Source organism: Mangrovimonas sp. CR14, assembly GCF_011764015.1.
GTDB lineage: Bacteria > Bacteroidota > Bacteroidia > Flavobacteriales > Flavobacteriaceae > Mangrovimonas > Mangrovimonas futianensis.
Genome location: NZ_JAAFZY010000004.1, coordinates 164,333 through 180,064, shown reverse-complemented (window position 1 = coordinate 180,064; position 15,732 = coordinate 164,333). Strand labels below are relative to the sequence as shown.

Here is a 15,732-nt window from a genome sequence, read left to right as displayed (position 1 = left end):
GCTTATTTAAGCTCAACTTCTGCTCCAGCTTCTTCTAAAGAAGATTTTAAGCCTTCAGCTTCGTCTTTAGCAATACCCTCTTTGATTGGGCTAGGTGCGTTATCAACTAATTCTTTAGCTTCTTTTAATCCTAAACCAGTTAATTCTTTAACTAATTTAACTACTGCTAATTTAGAAGCACCAGCTGCTTTAAGAATAACATCAAATTCAGTTTTTTCTTCAGCAGCAGCATCTCCACCACCAGCGGCTGGACCAGCTACAGCCACAGCAGCAGCTGCAGGCTCGATACCATATTCTTCTTTTAAGATATCAGCTAACTCGTTTACTTCTTTTACTGTTAAGTTAACTAATTGTTCTGCGAAATCTTTTAAATCTGCCATTTTTTCTATCGTTTTAAAATGTAATTAATTTATTTGTTGTAAAAAGTGCGTACTTATCAAATATTATCCTTCTTTCTCGGATAACGTTTTCAAAATACCTGCTAATTTTCCTCCTCCAGATTGAAGCGCTGAAACAACGTTCTTCGCAGGAGATTGTAACAATGCAATGATGTCTGCAATAACTTCTTCTTTAGACTTGATATTAACTAAAGCGTCAAGTTGTTCATCACCAATGTAAATTGCTTCCTCAATAAACGCTCCTTTTAATAAAGGTTTGTCTGATTTTTTACGGAAGTTTTTGATTACTTTGGCTGGACCATTACCAGTTTCAGAATACATAACAGAAGTGTTTCCTTTCAAAATAGAAGGAAGGTCACCAAAGTCTTTTTCTGAAGCTTCCATTGCCTTGGATAACAAGGTATTTTTAACAACTGCAAGCTTGATGTTAGCTTTAAAGCAAGCACGACGTAAATTAGAAGTGCTATCTGCATCCAAACCAGAAATATCTGCTAAATAGATATTAGGGTTATCGGCTAACTGTGCAGTTAATTCTTCAATTACTTGTGATTTTTCTTCTCTTGTCATAATGAATTTATTTAACTACTTAACCGACTTTTGGATCTACAGCTACACTAGGACTCATAGTGCTAGACATGTGAATGCTTTTCACATAAGTTCCTTTTGCTGCAGTTGGTTTAAGTTTGATTAATGTATGTATTAATTCGTTTGCGTTTCCTGCAATCTTATCTGGGCTAAATGATGCCTTTCCGATAGATGCATGAACGATACCAGTTTTATCAACTTTGAAGTCAATTTTACCTGCCTTTACATCGCTTACTGCTTTAGCAACATCCATGGTTACTGTACCAGTCTTAGGGTTTGGCATTAAACCACGAGGTCCTAATATACGACCTAATGGACCTAATTTACCCATTACAGCTGGCATAGTGATGATAACGTCAACGTCTGTCCATCCACCTTTGATTTTATCAAGGTATTCGTCCAATCCAACGTAATCTGCTCCAGCTTCTTTAGCTTCTGCTTCTTTGTCTGGAGTTACCAAAGCTAAAACTTTCACGTCTTTACCAGTACCATGTGGAAGGGTTACAACCCCCCTAACCATTTGATTTGCTTTTCTAGGATCTACTCCCAAACGTACAGCAATATCCACAGAGGCATCAAATTTGGTATTGGTAATTTCTTTTACTAATGCTGATGCTTCAGCAACAGAATAAAGTCTTCCTTTTTCTATTTTCGCTAAAGCCTCTTTTTGCTTTCTAGTTAATCTTCCCATTTAATAAATTTTTAGATTACTTAGGGGCTTCGCCTCCTTTTACAGATATTCCCATTGATCTAGCTGTACCGGCTACCATTCTCATAGCAGAATCGATAGTAAATGCATTTAAATCTTGCATTTTGTCTTCAGCAATGGTTCTTATCTGATCCCAAGAAACTTTAGCTACTTTTTTAATATGAGGTTCTCCTGAACCCTTCTTCACCTTGGCCGCTTCTAATAATTGTACAGCTGCCGGAGGGGTTTTAACAACAAAGTCAAAAGACTTGTCCTTATAAACCGAGATAACAACAGGCAATACTTTACCTGGTTTGTCTTGGGTTCTGGCATTAAATTGCTTACAGAACTCCATGATGTTAACTCCAGCGGCACCTAAAGCGGGTCCAACCGGTGGCGACGGATTCGCAGCACCTCCCCTAACTTGTAGTTTAACTACTTTACTTAACTCTTTTGCCATTTTTAAAATAAAATTTAAAAGCGATGCATTTCTTTAAGTTGGAAGCAAAAGAACTGCACCTATCTATAATGTAACAACTATTATACTTTTTCTACCTGCATATAACTTAATTCCAATGGTGTCTTTCTTCCAAAGATCTTCACCATTACTTCAAGCTTACGCTTTTCCTCGTTAATTTTCTCAATAGTACCATCAAATCCATTGAATGGTCCATCAATTACTTTTACAGTCTCACCAACTTTGTAAGGAATCATCACATTAGAATCTGCTTCTACTGATAATTCATCAACCTTACCTAACATTCTATTCACCTCAGACTGCCTTAACGGCACTGGATCACCTCCCTTGGTTTCACCTAAAAATCCGATAACATTGGTTACAGATTTGATGATATGTGGAATTTCACCAGTTAAATTGGCTTGAATCATTATGTAACCCGGAAAATAAACCTTCTCTTTGTTTATTTTCTTACCGTTACGTATCTGAACCACCTTTTCCGTAGGAACCAAAACCTGATCAACATAATCATCTAAACCTAATCGAGCTATTTCATTCTCGATATAGTTTTTAATCTTATTCTCTTGACCACTAACGGCTCTGACTACGTACCATTTTTTCTCGCTCACTTCAGACATAATCGTATATTAACCGTTAATCAATTTAAAGTAGTAACCCACAACTTTACCAAAAACAGTATCTACTCCCCAAGTTGCCAAGGCAAAAATTACAGAGAACACTGCTACTAGTATAGTTAAACTTTGTGCCTCAGGCCAAGCTGGCCAAGTCACGTGGTTTTTCAATTCTTCAAATGATTCTTTTATATAGTTTACAATTCCAGCCATTATAATATCTATTTGCACGGGTTGAGAGACTCGAACTCCCGACACCTGGTTTTGGAGACCAGTGCTCTACCAACTGAGCTAAACCCGTAAATACAAGTCAAGGCATTCCGATATTTCGGAATACCTTAACTCTATATTTATTAACTAAATTAGTCTAAAATTTCAGTTACCTGACCAGCTCCAACTGTTCTACCTCCTTCACGGATAGCAAAACGTAAACCTTGGTTTAATGCAATTGGTTGAATCAAGTCAACAGTAATAGTTAAGTTATCACCTGGCATTACCATTTCAACACCTTCTGGTAAAACAATGTTACCTGTTACGTCAGTTGTACGTACGTAGAACTGAGGACGGTAGTTGTTGTGGAATGGTGTGTGACGTCCACCTTCTTCTTTTTTAAGGATATAAACCTCTGCTTTAAATTTAGCGTGAGGAGTAATAGAACCTGGCTTACAGATAACCATACCACGACGGATATCAGTTTTCTCGATACCTCTTAATAAGATACCAACGTTATCACCAGCTTCACCTCTATCTAAGATTTTACGGAACATCTCAACCCCTGTGATAGTAGAAGTCAATTTTTCAGCTCCCATACCGATGATCTCAACTGGATCTCCAGTGTTAGCAACACCAGTCTCGATACGACCAGTAGCAACAGTACCACGACCAGTAATAGAGAATACATCTTCGATAGGCATCAAAAATGGCTTGTCAACTTCACGCATTGGCTCTTCGATCCAGTTATCAACTGCATCCATCAATTCCATTACAGTGTCAACCCATTTTTGCTCACCATTAAGAGCACCTAAAGCAGAACCAGAAATTACAGGTCCGTTATCTCCATCATACTCATAGAAGTTCAATAAATCTCTAACTTCCATTTCAACAAGCTCTAATAATTCTTCGTCATCAACCATGTCCACTTTGTTCAAGAAAACAACGATACGAGGAATACCTACCTGACGTCCTAATAGGATGTGCTCACGAGTTTGTGGCATAGGACCATCTGTAGCAGCTACCACTAAGATAGCACCATCCATTTGAGCCGCACCAGTTACCATGTTCTTTACGTAATCCGCGTGACCTGGACAGTCAACGTGAGCATAGTGACGGTTAGCTGTTTGATATTCTACGTGAGATGTATTAATAGTAATACCTCTTTCTTTTTCTTCTGGAGCGTTATCGATTGAATCGAAGCTTCTCAGTTCAGATAAACCAGCGTTAGCTAATACAGTAGTAATAGCAGCTGTCAAAGTTGTTTTACCGTGATCAACGTGTCCAATTGTACCAATATTTAAGTGGGGTTTGGAACGATCAAAAGTTTCCTTTGCCATTTTTAATAAATTTAATCTTAGTTATATAATAATATTAGTGTCCTTTTTCCTGTTAAAACAGATAGAGCCAATGACGGGATTTGAACCCGTGACCTCTTCCTTACCAAGGAAACGCTCTACCCCTGAGCTACACCGGCTTTAAAAAAGAGCGGGAGACCGGGTTCGAACCGGCGACATTCAGCTTGGAAGGCTGACGCTCTACCAACTGAGCTACTCCCGCCTGATTTTAGAATAAAAAACCTCAGTTTTTCATTCAGCTCGGGGTAAACCCGAATTCAGTTTTTTTCAATCTGTGCTTTACAGGAAAACAAACGTTTCAAAAGCCAATTGAAATTTAAAATGTGGGGAGAGCAGGATTCGAACCTGCGAAGTTAAAAAACAACAGATTTACAGTCTGTCCTCGTTGGCCGCTTGAGTATCTCCCCATTACCTTATTTTCTATATTTTTTAAAGAACTTATGAGCCTCCAGAGGGACTCGAACCCACGACCTGCTGATTACAAATCAGCTGCTCTAGCCAGCTGAGCTATGGAGGCTTTTCACTGCTTTTTTATCTAAAAAAAAGCCCGCTATTTCTAACGGACTGCAAATGTATATATTTATTTTCTTATTCAAAACATTTTTTGAAAAATTTTCTCATAAATGTGGTCTTAATTTTTCTTTTCTTCTTTTTAACTGTCTTTCTAAAGAGGCTACAGCCATATCTGCTCCCTCTTCAAAGGTCTTACATTGTTTTTTAACTACCAGACTATCACCGGGTACACTTATTTTTGCCTCAAATATTTTGTTGGCTTTGTCACTAGTGTTAGCGACCTTTAGAAAAACATCGGATTGAATCACCCGATCATAAAACAAATCTAACTTGTTCATACGCTTTTGGATAAAGTCTATCAATTTTCTGTCGGCAGAAAAGTTGACTGATTGCGTGTTTACTTTCATACTACATTGTTTTTAGTTAGACAAAAAGGCTATTTGATTTAATTTTGGTTTCTAGGGTGAGCATCTAGATAAACTTTTTTAAGTTCGGCAATACTATTATGGGTGTACACTTGAGTAGCTGCCAAACTAGAATGCCCTAATAATTCTTTTACTGAATTCAAATCGGCACCCTGGTTCAATAAGTGCGTCGCAAACGAATGCCTCAAAATATGCGGACTCTTTTTCACCTTAGAGGATGCTAAACTAAAATACTCATTTATGATTCGGTAAACAAGATTTTCATATACTTTAACGCCCTTTTTGGTTAAAAATAACATCTCTTTATCGATGATCTGCACCAAGCTATTTCTTTCCTCCAAATAATTTTTTAAGCTAGTTAAAACTGAAGGTAACAATGGTACAAAGCGCTCTTTATTTCTTTTCCCTAAAACCTTAAGAAGTTGATTGGAGGTATCTATGTCACGCAATTTAATATTGATCAGTTCAATTCTTCTTATTCCAGTAGAATAAAACAGCTCAATCATCAATTTATCCCTCAAACTTTCAAAATCATCCCCAAACTCAAAATCATCTAGCACAACTCCCACCTCCTTTTCTGAAAAAGGGACTTGAATTTTTTTACTTGTTTTTAAAGCTTTGTGTTTGGCCAATGGATTCACTTCTAAATCCCCAACCTTCATTAAAAACTTATAATAGGTATTTAATGCAGAAATTTTGCGGTTGACACTCCTATTCGAAATACCACTTTCAACCATAAAAACAATCCAACTCCTAATTTGAGAATAATGAATACCTGAAATATCTGTTGTTTGGAATTCTTTTTCAATAAATTCTAAGAAACTATTTAAATCCCTATGATAAGCATCAACGGTGTGTTTGGAATAATTCTTTTCCAGAAGTAGGTAGTCCAAAAAGAATTTAAAAGACATTTAGTTGGGTTTTAGGTAACATTAAATATACTAAATTCTTTCCAACTATCTTTAAAGAAATAAAAAATCCCGCAAGTAACTTACGGGATTTTTAAATATTATTTCACTCAAATTAGATATTCTCTTGATCTCTCAATCTTTGAATATACTGAGCTTTTTGTACTTGAGATCTTTTCTCTACAGAAGGTTTAGTAAACTGCTTACGTTCTTGCAACGCACGTTTAACTCCAGTTCTATCAAACTTTCGTTTGTAACGCTTTAAAGCTCTATCGATATTTTCTCCTTCTTTTACTGGTATAATTAACATAGAAACATCACCTCCTCTCTTTTAGTCATTTCGGTGCGCAAATATACTAACTAAATCTAGTTGCACAACAAAAAAAATATTTTTTTTAGCGTTGACCTTTAACTAGTTACAATGAAAGGTCTTTTTAATATTCCTATTCCTTATATAAGGAGTACTTTTGAGTTAAATCTTCTATAAGTTTTTCCTCCTCTTCGCTTTCTAATAAGGTGTTGTAACTTTTCCAAAATGACTTATCATAAGGTTTCGGGGAAAACATATCGGCATCCCAAGATTTACCCACAATTTGTTCTTGCACCTCTTCAGGATCTACAACTATCTCGGTAAACAAGACCTCCTGAACCGTATAATAATAGCGTTCATCATTATTAGCGTTGTCTTGATTTGACTTATCACCTACATTAACCAATTTTGGTGTTTCATAATATATGTAATTGAGATACATCCTTTCGTCATACTCCATATAGGATAATTCCAACTTGTGATTTAAATAAGTATCAAAAAGTGTTTTACTTCTACTTTTTTGTGCATCTGAGGCAGCAACCAATTCATACTCTATTTTTTTTATAGCATAGTTGTCCCAGTAAACATAGATCCAACCTTGAGCTTGAAACCCGTTATTAAAAATACCTTTGGTATGGAGGTCTACAAAATCATTCCCTTCCTCTATTTTAATCTTATAGATCTTTCTTTCATTATCTACCAAAATAGTATCTAATTCAAACTGGTGGCTTTCCAACATATTTTCACCGAACAATGCCTTGGGATCATGCGAGTTTCGAACCAAATTCAATTTACCTTTAAACAGGTTTTCCAATCCATTCACGCGACCGTCATTCCAGCGAATGGCTTTTACCAATGACGATGTCCTGATGGTGTCTCTTTTTAGGTTCCTTGATTTCATTTTGAAATTCCTAACATGATTTTTTAGATATGATGTATACACCAATAGACTGTCAACATCTCTTAAATCATAGCTCTTTCTTACTTGATCTACATTTATTTTGATATTCTCATTTGCCCCAGATGGAAAACTGGAATCATACAACGTAATGGCACTTTCAATGAGCCATTTAAATTCCCTCTTATTTCTCTCCTTGTGTCTAATAAACCCCTTTTGAAGATATGGAGATTCTGGCAAATTACGTGGAAGGCGCTCTAGCGCTCTTTCAATAATTTCGTTTGCTGTTTCTGGTCTCGTATCGGCAACCAGCAAGACCTCATTCAAGGAAGCAATATCCTCCTCCAAAATAATTTCCATGGAGTCATCGAATTCGTTTACAGGAATTTTATAACTTTTATAACCGATATTGGAGACAATCAACGTATCAGTCTGATGCTTTTCTGGTATCAATAAAACAAACTTACCATCCTCATTAGTCACAGTTCCTATGGTCGTATTCTTCACATATACACTACAGTTTTCCAATGGAAGGAAGGACTGGAAATCCACCACTTTATTTTTAATTTCAATTTGGGAATGACCAATAAACCCTATCATTCCTATTACCAAAAAGAGAATCAGTCTTTTCATATTATTTTGGGGCGTGTTCTAAAGCAGGTTTATATTCTACCTTATCGATAATCATTTTTGACAAAACTTCTTTTAGAATTTCGGCAGTTCCTCCGCCAATAGGTCCCAACCTACTATCTCTAAACAAGCGAGCCATAGGGTACTCTTCCATATAGCCATATCCACCTAAAAATTGAATACATTCGTAAGCCACTTCATCAGCCATTTTGGTGGATTTTAATTTAGCCATAGTCGCTTCTTTAACCACATACTCTCCTTGATTCATTCTGTAAGCAATACCATAATTAAACTCTTTACAGAAGGTCATGTCAGTATATAGGTCAACAAACTTATGTCTCAACGCCTGAAACTCAGTAAGGGATTTACCGAAAGCCCTTCTGTTATTCATATAATCAAGAGCATATTCCAGAGCAAATTCAGCCCTTGCATGTGCATTGATCCCCATAATTAGACGTTCCAATGCAAAATGTTGCATGATATAAGAAAAGCCCTTGCCTTCCTCACCCATTAGATGGGATACGGGCACCTTCACATTATCAAATGCAATTTCTGCTGTATCTGATGCACGCCAACCTAATTTATCCAATTTGGTTGCTGAAATACCTGAAGTATCTCTATCGATTAAGATGATACTAATACCTTTGTGACCCAAATCGGGGTTCGTTTTTGCTGCAACTACCAAATAATCACTATAAACACCGTTGGTAATAAACGTTTTGGAGCCATTAATGATATAATGATCACCGTCACGAACAGCCGTCGTTCTCATTCCAGCCACATCACTACCTCCAAAAGGTTCTGAAATACAAAGACATCCAATCAAATCTCCATGAATACTACCCGACAAGTATTTTGCCTTTAACTCCGGACTCGCTTCTGCATTTACGTGTGTCATCGCTAAATAGGCATGTGCCCAAATATTGGCTGCAAATCCTCCAGAATTTATTTTCTGCAATTCTTCCAGTAAAATAACAGTATAGAAAAAGTCTAAATTCAATCCGCCGTATTCCTCTGGGGATGCTAACCCCAAATATCCCATATCACCAAATTTCTTCCAGATAAACCTCTCAACGGTTCCTGACTTTTCCCATTTATCTATATGAGGAACCACTTCTTTTTTAAGAAAATCCTTCAGGCTTTCTCTAAATAAATGATGTTCCTCTCCAAAATATAAATTGTTCATTAATTTCTAAGTCTTATTTTTTGTGTTTTTCTAATCTAAAGTCAAATACAATTTAATTATTTCCAATTTCACAATCGGGAAATCTTTAATTTTTAACAATTCATTAAAATTTTTAAATCCATCTCGCAAGGTTCTTTCTTCTATTATTTCATGAGCAATTTCATAATCAATATACTTGATTTGCACCAACTCATTTACAGAGGCCGAATTTAAGGCTATTTTGTCAATATGCCTTGGGGTTTTTATGGTAAAGTGCTTCCCTATTTCTTCAATAACCTCTGAAGATAGACCATAAACCTCAAACAGTTCAACCTGATCGGCAAAGCCATTTATCTTTGTACGGAATTTTATAATTCTTTCTGAAAGCGTTGGCCCAATACCGCGCACCTTTTGTAAATCACCTGCAGTGGCTAGATTCAAATCCTTTTTTTCTGAAGGGTAATTACTATTGTTCGAAAACGAATTGGTCTTTTGGTTATTGTTATAGCTTTTTGTCCATTCAGGAAACTTGAAATAGGGCGATATTTCTTTTAACAGGGAATCTGAAACTAAGGTTACTTTTTGAAATTCGCTAACAGAATTCACCCATTTATTTTGCTCTCGATACTTTAACAACCGATCTATTTCTTCATTGGTCATCCCTAACACATAGCCTTTGTAATCTGTGATATAATTGGGATTGAAAGGATAAATTTTAGGCTTGCTGTTTTCCTCATAAACCTTAACCAAAGAATCCCTTTCTTTCAAAAAAGCATCAATCTCCTCTTGATTTCCATAATCAATAGGCTTTGTAAAATCTGACACATAATAAATTGCCTGAACAGCCAACACCACAAGGATCAATAAAAAAATCCCATTTCGTTGTCTTCTTGTAAACAGGAAATGGGATTTCATCATATCTTATTTTTAAAAATATTACATGTGCTTAGTCAAATCTTCAGCCCCTTCATCCAAGGCCTCATGTTTCACATTAATAGCCTTCATATACTTCCTTAATTCTTTGCTAATGATTGGAGATAAAATGACAACCCCAATAATATTAGGTACTACCATGGCAAAAATCATAGCATCTGAAAAGTCAATAACCGCTCCTAAACTAATTGAGGAACCTAATACCACGAATATCAAGAATAGTATTTTATAAACTAGATCACTTACTTTTCCTTTTCCGAATAAATATACCCATCCTTGCATTCCATAATAAGACCATGAAATCATAGTTGAAAAGGCAAATAAAATAACTGCAATGGTCAAAATAATAGAGAAATGCGGGATAACAGAATCAAACGCAGTTGCTGTTAGCTCTACCCCTTCCTTAATAGGAACGCCATATTCCATAAATCCGCCTTCATAATTGGTGATAATGATTACCAATGCTGTCATAGTACAAATCACTACAGTATCAACAAAAGGCTCTAATAACGCTACTATTCCTTCAGATGCTGGGTATTTGGTACGAACAGCAGAGTGAGCAATTGCAGCAGAACCAACGCCTGCTTCATTAGAGAATGCTCCTCTTCTAATACCTTGAATCATAACTCCTACTAAACCTCCCGCAATTCCTAATCCTGAAAAAGCACCTTCAAAAATCAATCCGAAAGCATCACCAATATGATTGTAGTTAGCTCCTAAAATAATTAGTGAAGCCAAAACGTAAATTCCAGCCATAAAAGGAACTATTTTCTCAGTAACCGAAGCAATCCTTTTAATACCACCTATTATTACCACGGCTACGATAACCGCCATAACCATACCGAAATACATTCCAGCATTATCACTTTGAAAATCAAATAACTTGGTAAACTGCGCTGCCGCTTGATTGGCTTGGAACATATTACCTCCTCCAAAAGAGCCTCCAATCACAAAAATGGCAAAAACAACGGCCAACACTTTTCCTATTCCCCCCATTCCTTTCTCTCTGAACCCTTTTGTTAGGTAGTACATTGGTCCTCCATAGACTGTACCGTCTTCACCTACATCTCTATACTTGACACCAAGGGTACATTCAGCAAACTTAGAAGCCATACCTAAAAGTCCGGCAACAATCATCCAAAAAGTAGCCCCAGGACCACCAATGGATAACGCTACGGCAACACCAGCAATATTACCCAATCCAACGGTTGCGGAAAGAGCAGCTGTTAACGCTTGAAAGTGAGAAACCTCACCATGGGCACTATCATCGCGTAAGGTCTCAATGATATTATGATCTTCATTTGGTGTTTGATCACCATATAGTGTATCGGCACCATGCTTTTCAATATCCTCATATTTCCCTTGCACCACACGTAAAGCCGTTCTAAACCCAGTAATGTTGATGAACTTAAAATAAATAGTAAAGAAGATGGCACCACCTATCAAAACAATTAAAACCCATGGAATTTGGTAATTTTCAGAAAAGGGAATTTCATAAAAAATACCTTCAACAAACCAGCCAGTATACTCCTTGAAAATTCTATCAAATTTTTCAGAGGCCGATTCTTGGGCAAAGGTGATAAGGGGTAAAATCAAAGTAAAAATTGTAAGAAGATATCTTCTCATGCTATTTTAAGTTTTAGTTAGATTTATATTTCTTTTTTGTAAAGGGCGACAAGATGCAAAAAAAAATGCAGTTATTAAAACATTGGTTGTTAAAAACCCTTAGCTCAAGTTGAATTCAGAATTGAGTTTTTGGATCTGCTCTGGCCTTCCCAAAACGATAATTTTTGAGTTGGGAACTAGATTAATATCAGCATCTGGATTAACTATATATTCTCCTTCTGGACTTTTAAAACCTATCACATTACATCCTGTCTTTTTCCTTAGGTCTAAATCTCGAATGGTTTTTACAGCACTGGTATCATAAAGTTTTTCAACCTCTACTTCCTCGATATTGATATTGGACTTTCCTACAATAGAAAGGTTATCTATAAATTCTATTAAATCTGGAATAACTACTAAAGAAGCCATATGGTCGCCACCAATTCGATCTGGTAAAATAACGTTATTAGCTCCCGCAAATTTTAACTTTTCATAGGAAGTTTCTTGTGACGCTCTACTAATAATTGTCAACTTACTATTTATTTGTCTAGCAGAAAGAACCACAAATACATTATCTGCATCATTTGGCAAAGCGGAAATCAATGTGCTCGCTCTTTCAATTCCAGCTTCCTTTAATACATCATCTTCATTGGCATTTCCATTGACATACAAAATGTTCTCTTCATCCAATTTCTGTAAAAGTTCCTTATTTCTCTCAACCACCACAAACTGCTTTTTATAAGCCTTTAATTTTCGTGCTGCCTGACTCCCATTACGACCATATCCACAAATGATAATATGGTTATTAAGCGCTTCCATTTCCTTTTGCATCTTTTTGATCTTTAAATCTTCATAGTTATTTCTACTTAAAATGTATTCCGTAATCACGCTTATGGCATAACCCACAATAATAACACTTGTTAAAATTAAAATGATGGTGAAAATTTTCGAGGCATCATCCAAAGGCTGGACTTCACTGAAACCTACTGTGGTCATAGTAATGACCGTCATGTAAAGGGCGTTTATCCAAGAATAACCAGACAGAATTTTAAACCCTACCACTCCAGTCCCGACCAATAATGCTAGCAGGAACATCGCTGTGTAGATTTTAGACCTAAAAATTCTAAAAAAAGCTACTCTGGAAATCATAGATCGAAAACAGATGAACGCTTTGTATAAACCAAATCTTTAATACGCATCCAAAATGCGATGAACAAATACAAAGCAAAACCAAACCCTAAGGTTACAAATGTCAAGTACATAAAGGAAGTCCTAACCACCTTAGCCCTAATCCCCAATCTATCTGCAATTCGCTGACATACATGATACCCCCGTTTCTGGAAATAAAGTAAGCTATTGTAAAATATATTCATACCGCAAGATAAACATTTATTTGTACTATGAAATGTTGGTTTGCTCAAGATATCCTAAAGCAAACCTTAATAAATCATTTAACTATCAATGCATTTCCTATGGCGCATTGAAGGCATTTATTTTTATCACAATATTCTGTTTTCAGCTGCAGTAACCCTTGGGTTTGCAAAGAAGAAAAACCCACTTTTTTTAGTTGATCAAAAGCTTGAACTATATGATTTTTTTCAGGTTTAATTTCATGGGCCAATTGAAACAAATCCTCGGAAGGATCTTTTCCTATAGATTGGTAATATGCAAATTTAAGAGGGATTATAGTATTGATCAAAAGCAAGTCAACAAACGACTTGCTCATTATCTTTTTGGACGTTTTGGATTCCTTCCCAAAACTATAATGAGAGTCCCAATAAGGAGAGGTCGATTTACGCAACAATTTATAAAATGCCTCCTTTTTGTTAAGGTCCATCAATTGAGAAAACAAATGTTCCTCTTCATGATATAACGTGGCTAGCTGTGACAATCGTAAAGTTGGAAAATTTTGAGGTCGCAATCGAAAAAACTGAATGGGCAAAACTCCTTGATTAGACAACTGAAACTTTTGATTCAAAAATTGATATTCCTTATTGAGGCTTTTAAAATAACCATCCTCCTGTTCGCCATCCAACAAACCAGCTTGCCCAAACAGTAAAGCTTCAATGGCCATTTGATTGGATCGTACCTTTCTTACCACATTAAAATCCAATGATTCTGCTAAACTTTGAAAAGCCTCTCCATTAACCTTAAGACCAAAGTTCTTTGCTAGCAAAACAAATAAAACGGCCTCCCAATTGTTCTTTGTCTTTTCTAGAAGTTTAAATATGGTTTGAGATTTTCTCTCCAACCTTTCAATAAACAATCGCTCCAACCAATTATTTATAGTAAATCCATGAACCTCCGAAAAATGGGTTTCACAATTAATCCATTTATCCTGCTTTGAAAAAAGCTCACGATATCCTGCTACAGTTCTTTCATCTAAGTAAGGTTTCAACTCCACGGTTGGTAAAGTTGAATTATCACTACGGAAGACCTCAGTGTCATGTTGATAAACCACATGCAGAATCACATTATTATAGGCGGGGTCATTTTCATGATTATGCTGAAACCAGTCACTGGAATTCATATGAATTTCCACATTTCCAGCCCAAAGCTGGTCCCCTATTTTAATTTGAGCATTAAAAAAATCTGGACCAGAATTATGGTTATGGGTTCCTACATTCCAAATTTCAACAGGCTCATATTGGGTTGTTTCCAATTGCTCCTGATGAAATTTTTTATGTTTCCAGATAAAATGTAGAAAATCCTCTTGCATGGATTAAATTTAGCAGATATTAATCTCAAATGCAATAAATTAAAAATCCTCTTTTAGGATTGCAGTTATATTAAACTGTAAACTTGTCTAGCAATTTCCAATTCTTCATTTGTTGGGACAACCAGAATAGAAACTCGAGAATCTTGACCATGAATTGTCCTAACCTCTCTAGATCTTTTTTCATTCTTATCCAAATCCAATTGAATTCCCAGATAATCCATATCCCTACAAACCAAAGACCTCAACACAGAACTGTTTTCACCTATTCCCGCTGTAAACACAATGGCATCGAGACCGTTCATAGCAGCTGCATAACTACCTATGTACTTTTTAATTCGATACGCATTCATTTCTAATGCCAATTGACAATTTTTATTTCCTTTTTCAGCCTCCGATTCTATATCTCTCAAATCACTAAACCCTGTCAGACCCAACATGCCACTCTTTTTGTTGAGTAATTCATTAATTTCTTTAGAGGAATACCCATACTTATCAATCAAATAGAATATTACCGATTGGTCAATATCTCCAGAGCGTGTCCCCATGATCAACCCATTCATAGGTCCAAAACCTAATGAATGATCGATACAGATTCCATCTTTGACGGCTGATATGCTACAGCCATTTCCTAAGTGCACGGTTACCAATTTGGAGTTTTTTAGTTCCAACACTTCATTTGCTTTCTCTGAAACATATTTATGGCTCGTTCCATGGAACCCATAAAGTCTGATTTTTTTCTCATAAAACTCGTTGGGAATGGCATATTTGTGTGCCTTTTCAGGAATAGTGGTATGAAAAGCGGTATCGAAAATAGCCAATTGTTTCGCGGATGGGAAAATTTCCTCTGCTACCTCAATTCCTTTAAAATTGGGAACATTATGCAAGGGAGCCAATGAAAATAGATCTTTTATTTTATCCTTTACCTCTTGATTCACAAAGGTTGTTTTGGTGAAATTTGCTCCACCATGAACCACCCTGTGTCCAACAGCATCTATATCATCCTTATTTTCAACGACTCCATTTTCCTTATCCAATAATAGTTGGGAAAGAATATTTAAGGCTTGGGTATGATCTGAAACATTTCCTTCCTTTTCGATAGAAAACGATTCCGATTGATATTTGATATTTGATTGCTCCAGTCCTATTCTATCTACCATTCCAGAAGCCAAAACCTCTTCGTTAGGCATTTGCAATAATTGAAATTTGATTGAAGAACTTCCGGAGTTTATTACTAAAATTTGTTTCATTTGTTATCCATCAACAATATTAATACTATAGTTTTAGATCTTGGCAAGACC

The 15,732-nt window shown here is 36.1% G+C and carries 18 protein-coding genes and 5 tRNA genes; all 23 read right to left on the bottom strand.

Annotated features, from left to right (window positions below):
- Positions 1 to 2 precede the first annotated feature (2 nt).
- Positions 3 to 380 carry a 50S ribosomal protein L7/L12 gene (rplL, locus tag GZ212_RS09580; protein ID WP_053972365.1) on the bottom strand — a complete coding sequence of 126 codons (378 nt, stop codon included), beginning with the start codon at positions 378 to 380 and terminating at the stop codon, positions 3 to 5.
- Between the two features lie 63 nt (positions 381 to 443).
- A complete protein-coding gene (gene rplJ, locus GZ212_RS09575) occupies positions 444 to 965 on the bottom strand; it encodes a 50S ribosomal protein L10 (RefSeq protein ID WP_053972364.1) in 522 nt (173 codons plus the stop codon).
- Between the two features lie 19 nt (positions 966 to 984).
- Positions 985 to 1,674: a 50S ribosomal protein L1 gene (rplA, locus tag GZ212_RS09570; protein ID WP_053972363.1), complete on the bottom strand. Its 690-nt coding sequence runs from the start codon at positions 1,672 to 1,674 to the stop codon at positions 985 to 987.
- A 16-nt stretch (positions 1,675 to 1,690) separates the two neighbouring features.
- Positions 1,691 to 2,131: a 50S ribosomal protein L11 gene (gene rplK / locus GZ212_RS09565; RefSeq protein ID WP_053972362.1), complete on the bottom strand. Its 441-nt coding sequence runs from the start codon at positions 2,129 to 2,131 to the stop codon at positions 1,691 to 1,693.
- Between the two features lie 80 nt (positions 2,132 to 2,211).
- The gene (nusG, locus tag GZ212_RS09560; RefSeq protein WP_053972361.1) at positions 2,212 to 2,766 is read right to left on the bottom strand and encodes a transcription termination/antitermination protein NusG; all 555 of its coding nucleotides are present in this window, start codon (positions 2,764 to 2,766) and stop codon (positions 2,212 to 2,214) included.
- A 9-nt stretch (positions 2,767 to 2,775) separates the two neighbouring features.
- On the bottom strand, positions 2,776 to 2,973 hold the full coding sequence (gene secE / locus GZ212_RS09555) for a preprotein translocase subunit SecE (protein ID WP_166959380.1): 198 nt from the start codon (positions 2,971 to 2,973) through the stop codon (positions 2,776 to 2,778).
- 15 nt (positions 2,974 to 2,988) lie between these two features.
- Positions 2,989 to 3,061 (bottom strand) — tRNA-Trp (locus GZ212_RS09550).
- Between the two features lie 61 nt (positions 3,062 to 3,122).
- Positions 3,123 to 4,310 carry an elongation factor Tu gene (gene tuf, locus GZ212_RS09545; RefSeq protein ID WP_053972360.1) on the bottom strand — a complete coding sequence of 396 codons (1,188 nt, stop codon included), beginning with the start codon at positions 4,308 to 4,310 and terminating at the stop codon, positions 3,123 to 3,125.
- Between the two features lie 65 nt (positions 4,311 to 4,375).
- Positions 4,376 to 4,447: transfer RNA gene (locus GZ212_RS09540), tRNA-Thr, on the bottom strand.
- Between the two features lie 10 nt (positions 4,448 to 4,457).
- Positions 4,458 to 4,530: transfer RNA gene (locus GZ212_RS09535), tRNA-Gly, on the bottom strand.
- 122 nt (positions 4,531 to 4,652) lie between these two features.
- Positions 4,653 to 4,735, bottom strand: a tRNA-Tyr gene (locus GZ212_RS09530).
- 36 nt (positions 4,736 to 4,771) lie between these two features.
- Positions 4,772 to 4,845: transfer RNA gene (locus GZ212_RS09525), tRNA-Thr, on the bottom strand.
- A 100-nt stretch (positions 4,846 to 4,945) separates the two neighbouring features.
- Entirely contained in the window at positions 4,946 to 5,248 is a 303-nt protein-coding gene (hpf, locus tag GZ212_RS09520; RefSeq protein WP_053972359.1) for a ribosome hibernation-promoting factor, HPF/YfiA family, read from the bottom strand.
- A gap of 38 nt (positions 5,249 to 5,286) precedes the next feature.
- A complete protein-coding gene (locus GZ212_RS09515) occupies positions 5,287 to 6,177 on the bottom strand; it encodes a tyrosine-type recombinase/integrase (RefSeq protein ID WP_166959377.1) in 891 nt (296 codons plus the stop codon).
- Between the two features lie 112 nt (positions 6,178 to 6,289).
- Positions 6,290 to 6,484, bottom strand: a complete 195-nt coding sequence (gene rpsU, locus GZ212_RS09510) for a 30S ribosomal protein S21 (protein ID WP_053972357.1) — start codon at positions 6,482 to 6,484, stop codon at positions 6,290 to 6,292.
- 133 nt (positions 6,485 to 6,617) lie between these two features.
- Positions 6,618 to 8,015, bottom strand: a complete 1,398-nt coding sequence (locus tag GZ212_RS09505; protein ID WP_166959375.1) for a carboxypeptidase-like regulatory domain-containing protein — start codon at positions 8,013 to 8,015, stop codon at positions 6,618 to 6,620.
- Position 8,016: 1 nt separating this feature from the next.
- Positions 8,017 to 9,198: an acyl-CoA dehydrogenase family protein gene (locus tag GZ212_RS09500; protein ID WP_166959372.1), complete on the bottom strand. Its 1,182-nt coding sequence runs from the start codon at positions 9,196 to 9,198 to the stop codon at positions 8,017 to 8,019.
- A gap of 30 nt (positions 9,199 to 9,228) precedes the next feature.
- Complete coding sequence (locus GZ212_RS09495; protein WP_370520472.1) at positions 9,229 to 10,095, bottom strand: ComEA family DNA-binding protein; 867 nt, start codon at positions 10,093 to 10,095, stop codon at positions 9,229 to 9,231.
- An 18-nt stretch (positions 10,096 to 10,113) separates the two neighbouring features.
- Positions 10,114 to 11,736 carry a sodium:alanine symporter family protein gene (locus GZ212_RS09490; RefSeq protein ID WP_166959370.1) on the bottom strand — a complete coding sequence of 541 codons (1,623 nt, stop codon included), beginning with the start codon at positions 11,734 to 11,736 and terminating at the stop codon, positions 10,114 to 10,116.
- A gap of 99 nt (positions 11,737 to 11,835) precedes the next feature.
- Positions 11,836 to 12,810, bottom strand: a complete 975-nt coding sequence (locus GZ212_RS09485) for a TrkA family potassium uptake protein (protein ID WP_240923794.1) — start codon at positions 12,808 to 12,810, stop codon at positions 11,836 to 11,838.
- 50 nt (positions 12,811 to 12,860) lie between these two features.
- Positions 12,861 to 13,088, bottom strand: coding sequence for a PspC domain-containing protein (locus GZ212_RS09480; RefSeq protein WP_082316613.1), 228 nt, complete (start codon positions 13,086 to 13,088; stop codon positions 12,861 to 12,863).
- A gap of 74 nt (positions 13,089 to 13,162) precedes the next feature.
- On the bottom strand, positions 13,163 to 14,434 hold the full coding sequence (locus tag GZ212_RS09475) for a DUF2851 family protein (RefSeq protein WP_166959365.1): 1,272 nt from the start codon (positions 14,432 to 14,434) through the stop codon (positions 13,163 to 13,165).
- 65 nt (positions 14,435 to 14,499) lie between these two features.
- Positions 14,500 to 15,681 carry an acetate/propionate family kinase gene (locus GZ212_RS09470; RefSeq protein WP_166959363.1) on the bottom strand — a complete coding sequence of 394 codons (1,182 nt, stop codon included), beginning with the start codon at positions 15,679 to 15,681 and terminating at the stop codon, positions 14,500 to 14,502.
- Positions 15,682 to 15,732: the final 51 nt, after the last annotated feature.

What these genes read in the sequence shown, in the direction of transcription:
- rplL (WP_053972365.1), bottom strand. Translation starts at nt 380, where the DNA reads ATGGCAGATTTAAAAGATTTCGCAGAACAATTAGTTAACTTAACAGTA.
- rplJ (WP_053972364.1), bottom strand. Translation starts at nt 965, where the DNA reads ATGACAAGAGAAGAAAAATCACAAGTAATTGAAGAATTAACTGCACAG.
- rplA (WP_053972363.1), bottom strand. Translation starts at nt 1,674, where the DNA reads ATGGGAAGATTAACTAGAAAGCAAAAAGAGGCTTTAGCGAAAATAGAA.
- rplK (WP_053972362.1), bottom strand. Translation starts at nt 2,131, where the DNA reads ATGGCAAAAGAGTTAAGTAAAGTAGTTAAACTACAAGTTAGGGGAGGT.
- nusG (WP_053972361.1), bottom strand. Translation starts at nt 2,766, where the DNA reads ATGTCTGAAGTGAGCGAGAAAAAATGGTACGTAGTCAGAGCCGTTAGT.
- secE (WP_166959380.1), bottom strand. Translation starts at nt 2,973, where the DNA reads ATGGCTGGAATTGTAAACTATATAAAAGAATCATTTGAAGAATTGAAA.
- tuf (WP_053972360.1), bottom strand. Translation starts at nt 4,310, where the DNA reads ATGGCAAAGGAAACTTTTGATCGTTCCAAACCCCACTTAAATATTGGT.
- hpf (WP_053972359.1), bottom strand. Translation starts at nt 5,248, where the DNA reads ATGAAAGTAAACACGCAATCAGTCAACTTTTCTGCCGACAGAAAATTG.
- GZ212_RS09515 (WP_166959377.1), bottom strand. Translation starts at nt 6,177, where the DNA reads ATGTCTTTTAAATTCTTTTTGGACTACCTACTTCTGGAAAAGAATTAT.
- rpsU (WP_053972357.1), bottom strand. Translation starts at nt 6,484, where the DNA reads ATGTTAATTATACCAGTAAAAGAAGGAGAAAATATCGATAGAGCTTTA.
- GZ212_RS09505 (WP_166959375.1), bottom strand. Translation starts at nt 8,015, where the DNA reads ATGAAAAGACTGATTCTCTTTTTGGTAATAGGAATGATAGGGTTTATT.
- GZ212_RS09500 (WP_166959372.1), bottom strand. Translation starts at nt 9,198, where the DNA reads ATGAACAATTTATATTTTGGAGAGGAACATCATTTATTTAGAGAAAGC.
- GZ212_RS09495 (WP_370520472.1), bottom strand. Translation starts at nt 10,095, where the DNA reads ATGATGAAATCCCATTTCCTGTTTACAAGAAGACAACGAAATGGGATT.
- GZ212_RS09490 (WP_166959370.1), bottom strand. Translation starts at nt 11,736, where the DNA reads ATGAGAAGATATCTTCTTACAATTTTTACTTTGATTTTACCCCTTATC.
- GZ212_RS09485 (WP_240923794.1), bottom strand. Translation starts at nt 12,810, where the DNA reads ATGTTCCTGCTAGCATTATTGGTCGGGACTGGAGTGGTAGGGTTTAAA.
- GZ212_RS09480 (WP_082316613.1), bottom strand. Translation starts at nt 13,088, where the DNA reads ATGAATATATTTTACAATAGCTTACTTTATTTCCAGAAACGGGGGTAT.
- GZ212_RS09475 (WP_166959365.1), bottom strand. Translation starts at nt 14,434, where the DNA reads ATGCAAGAGGATTTTCTACATTTTATCTGGAAACATAAAAAATTTCAT.
- GZ212_RS09470 (WP_166959363.1), bottom strand. Translation starts at nt 15,681, where the DNA reads ATGAAACAAATTTTAGTAATAAACTCCGGAAGTTCTTCAATCAAATTT.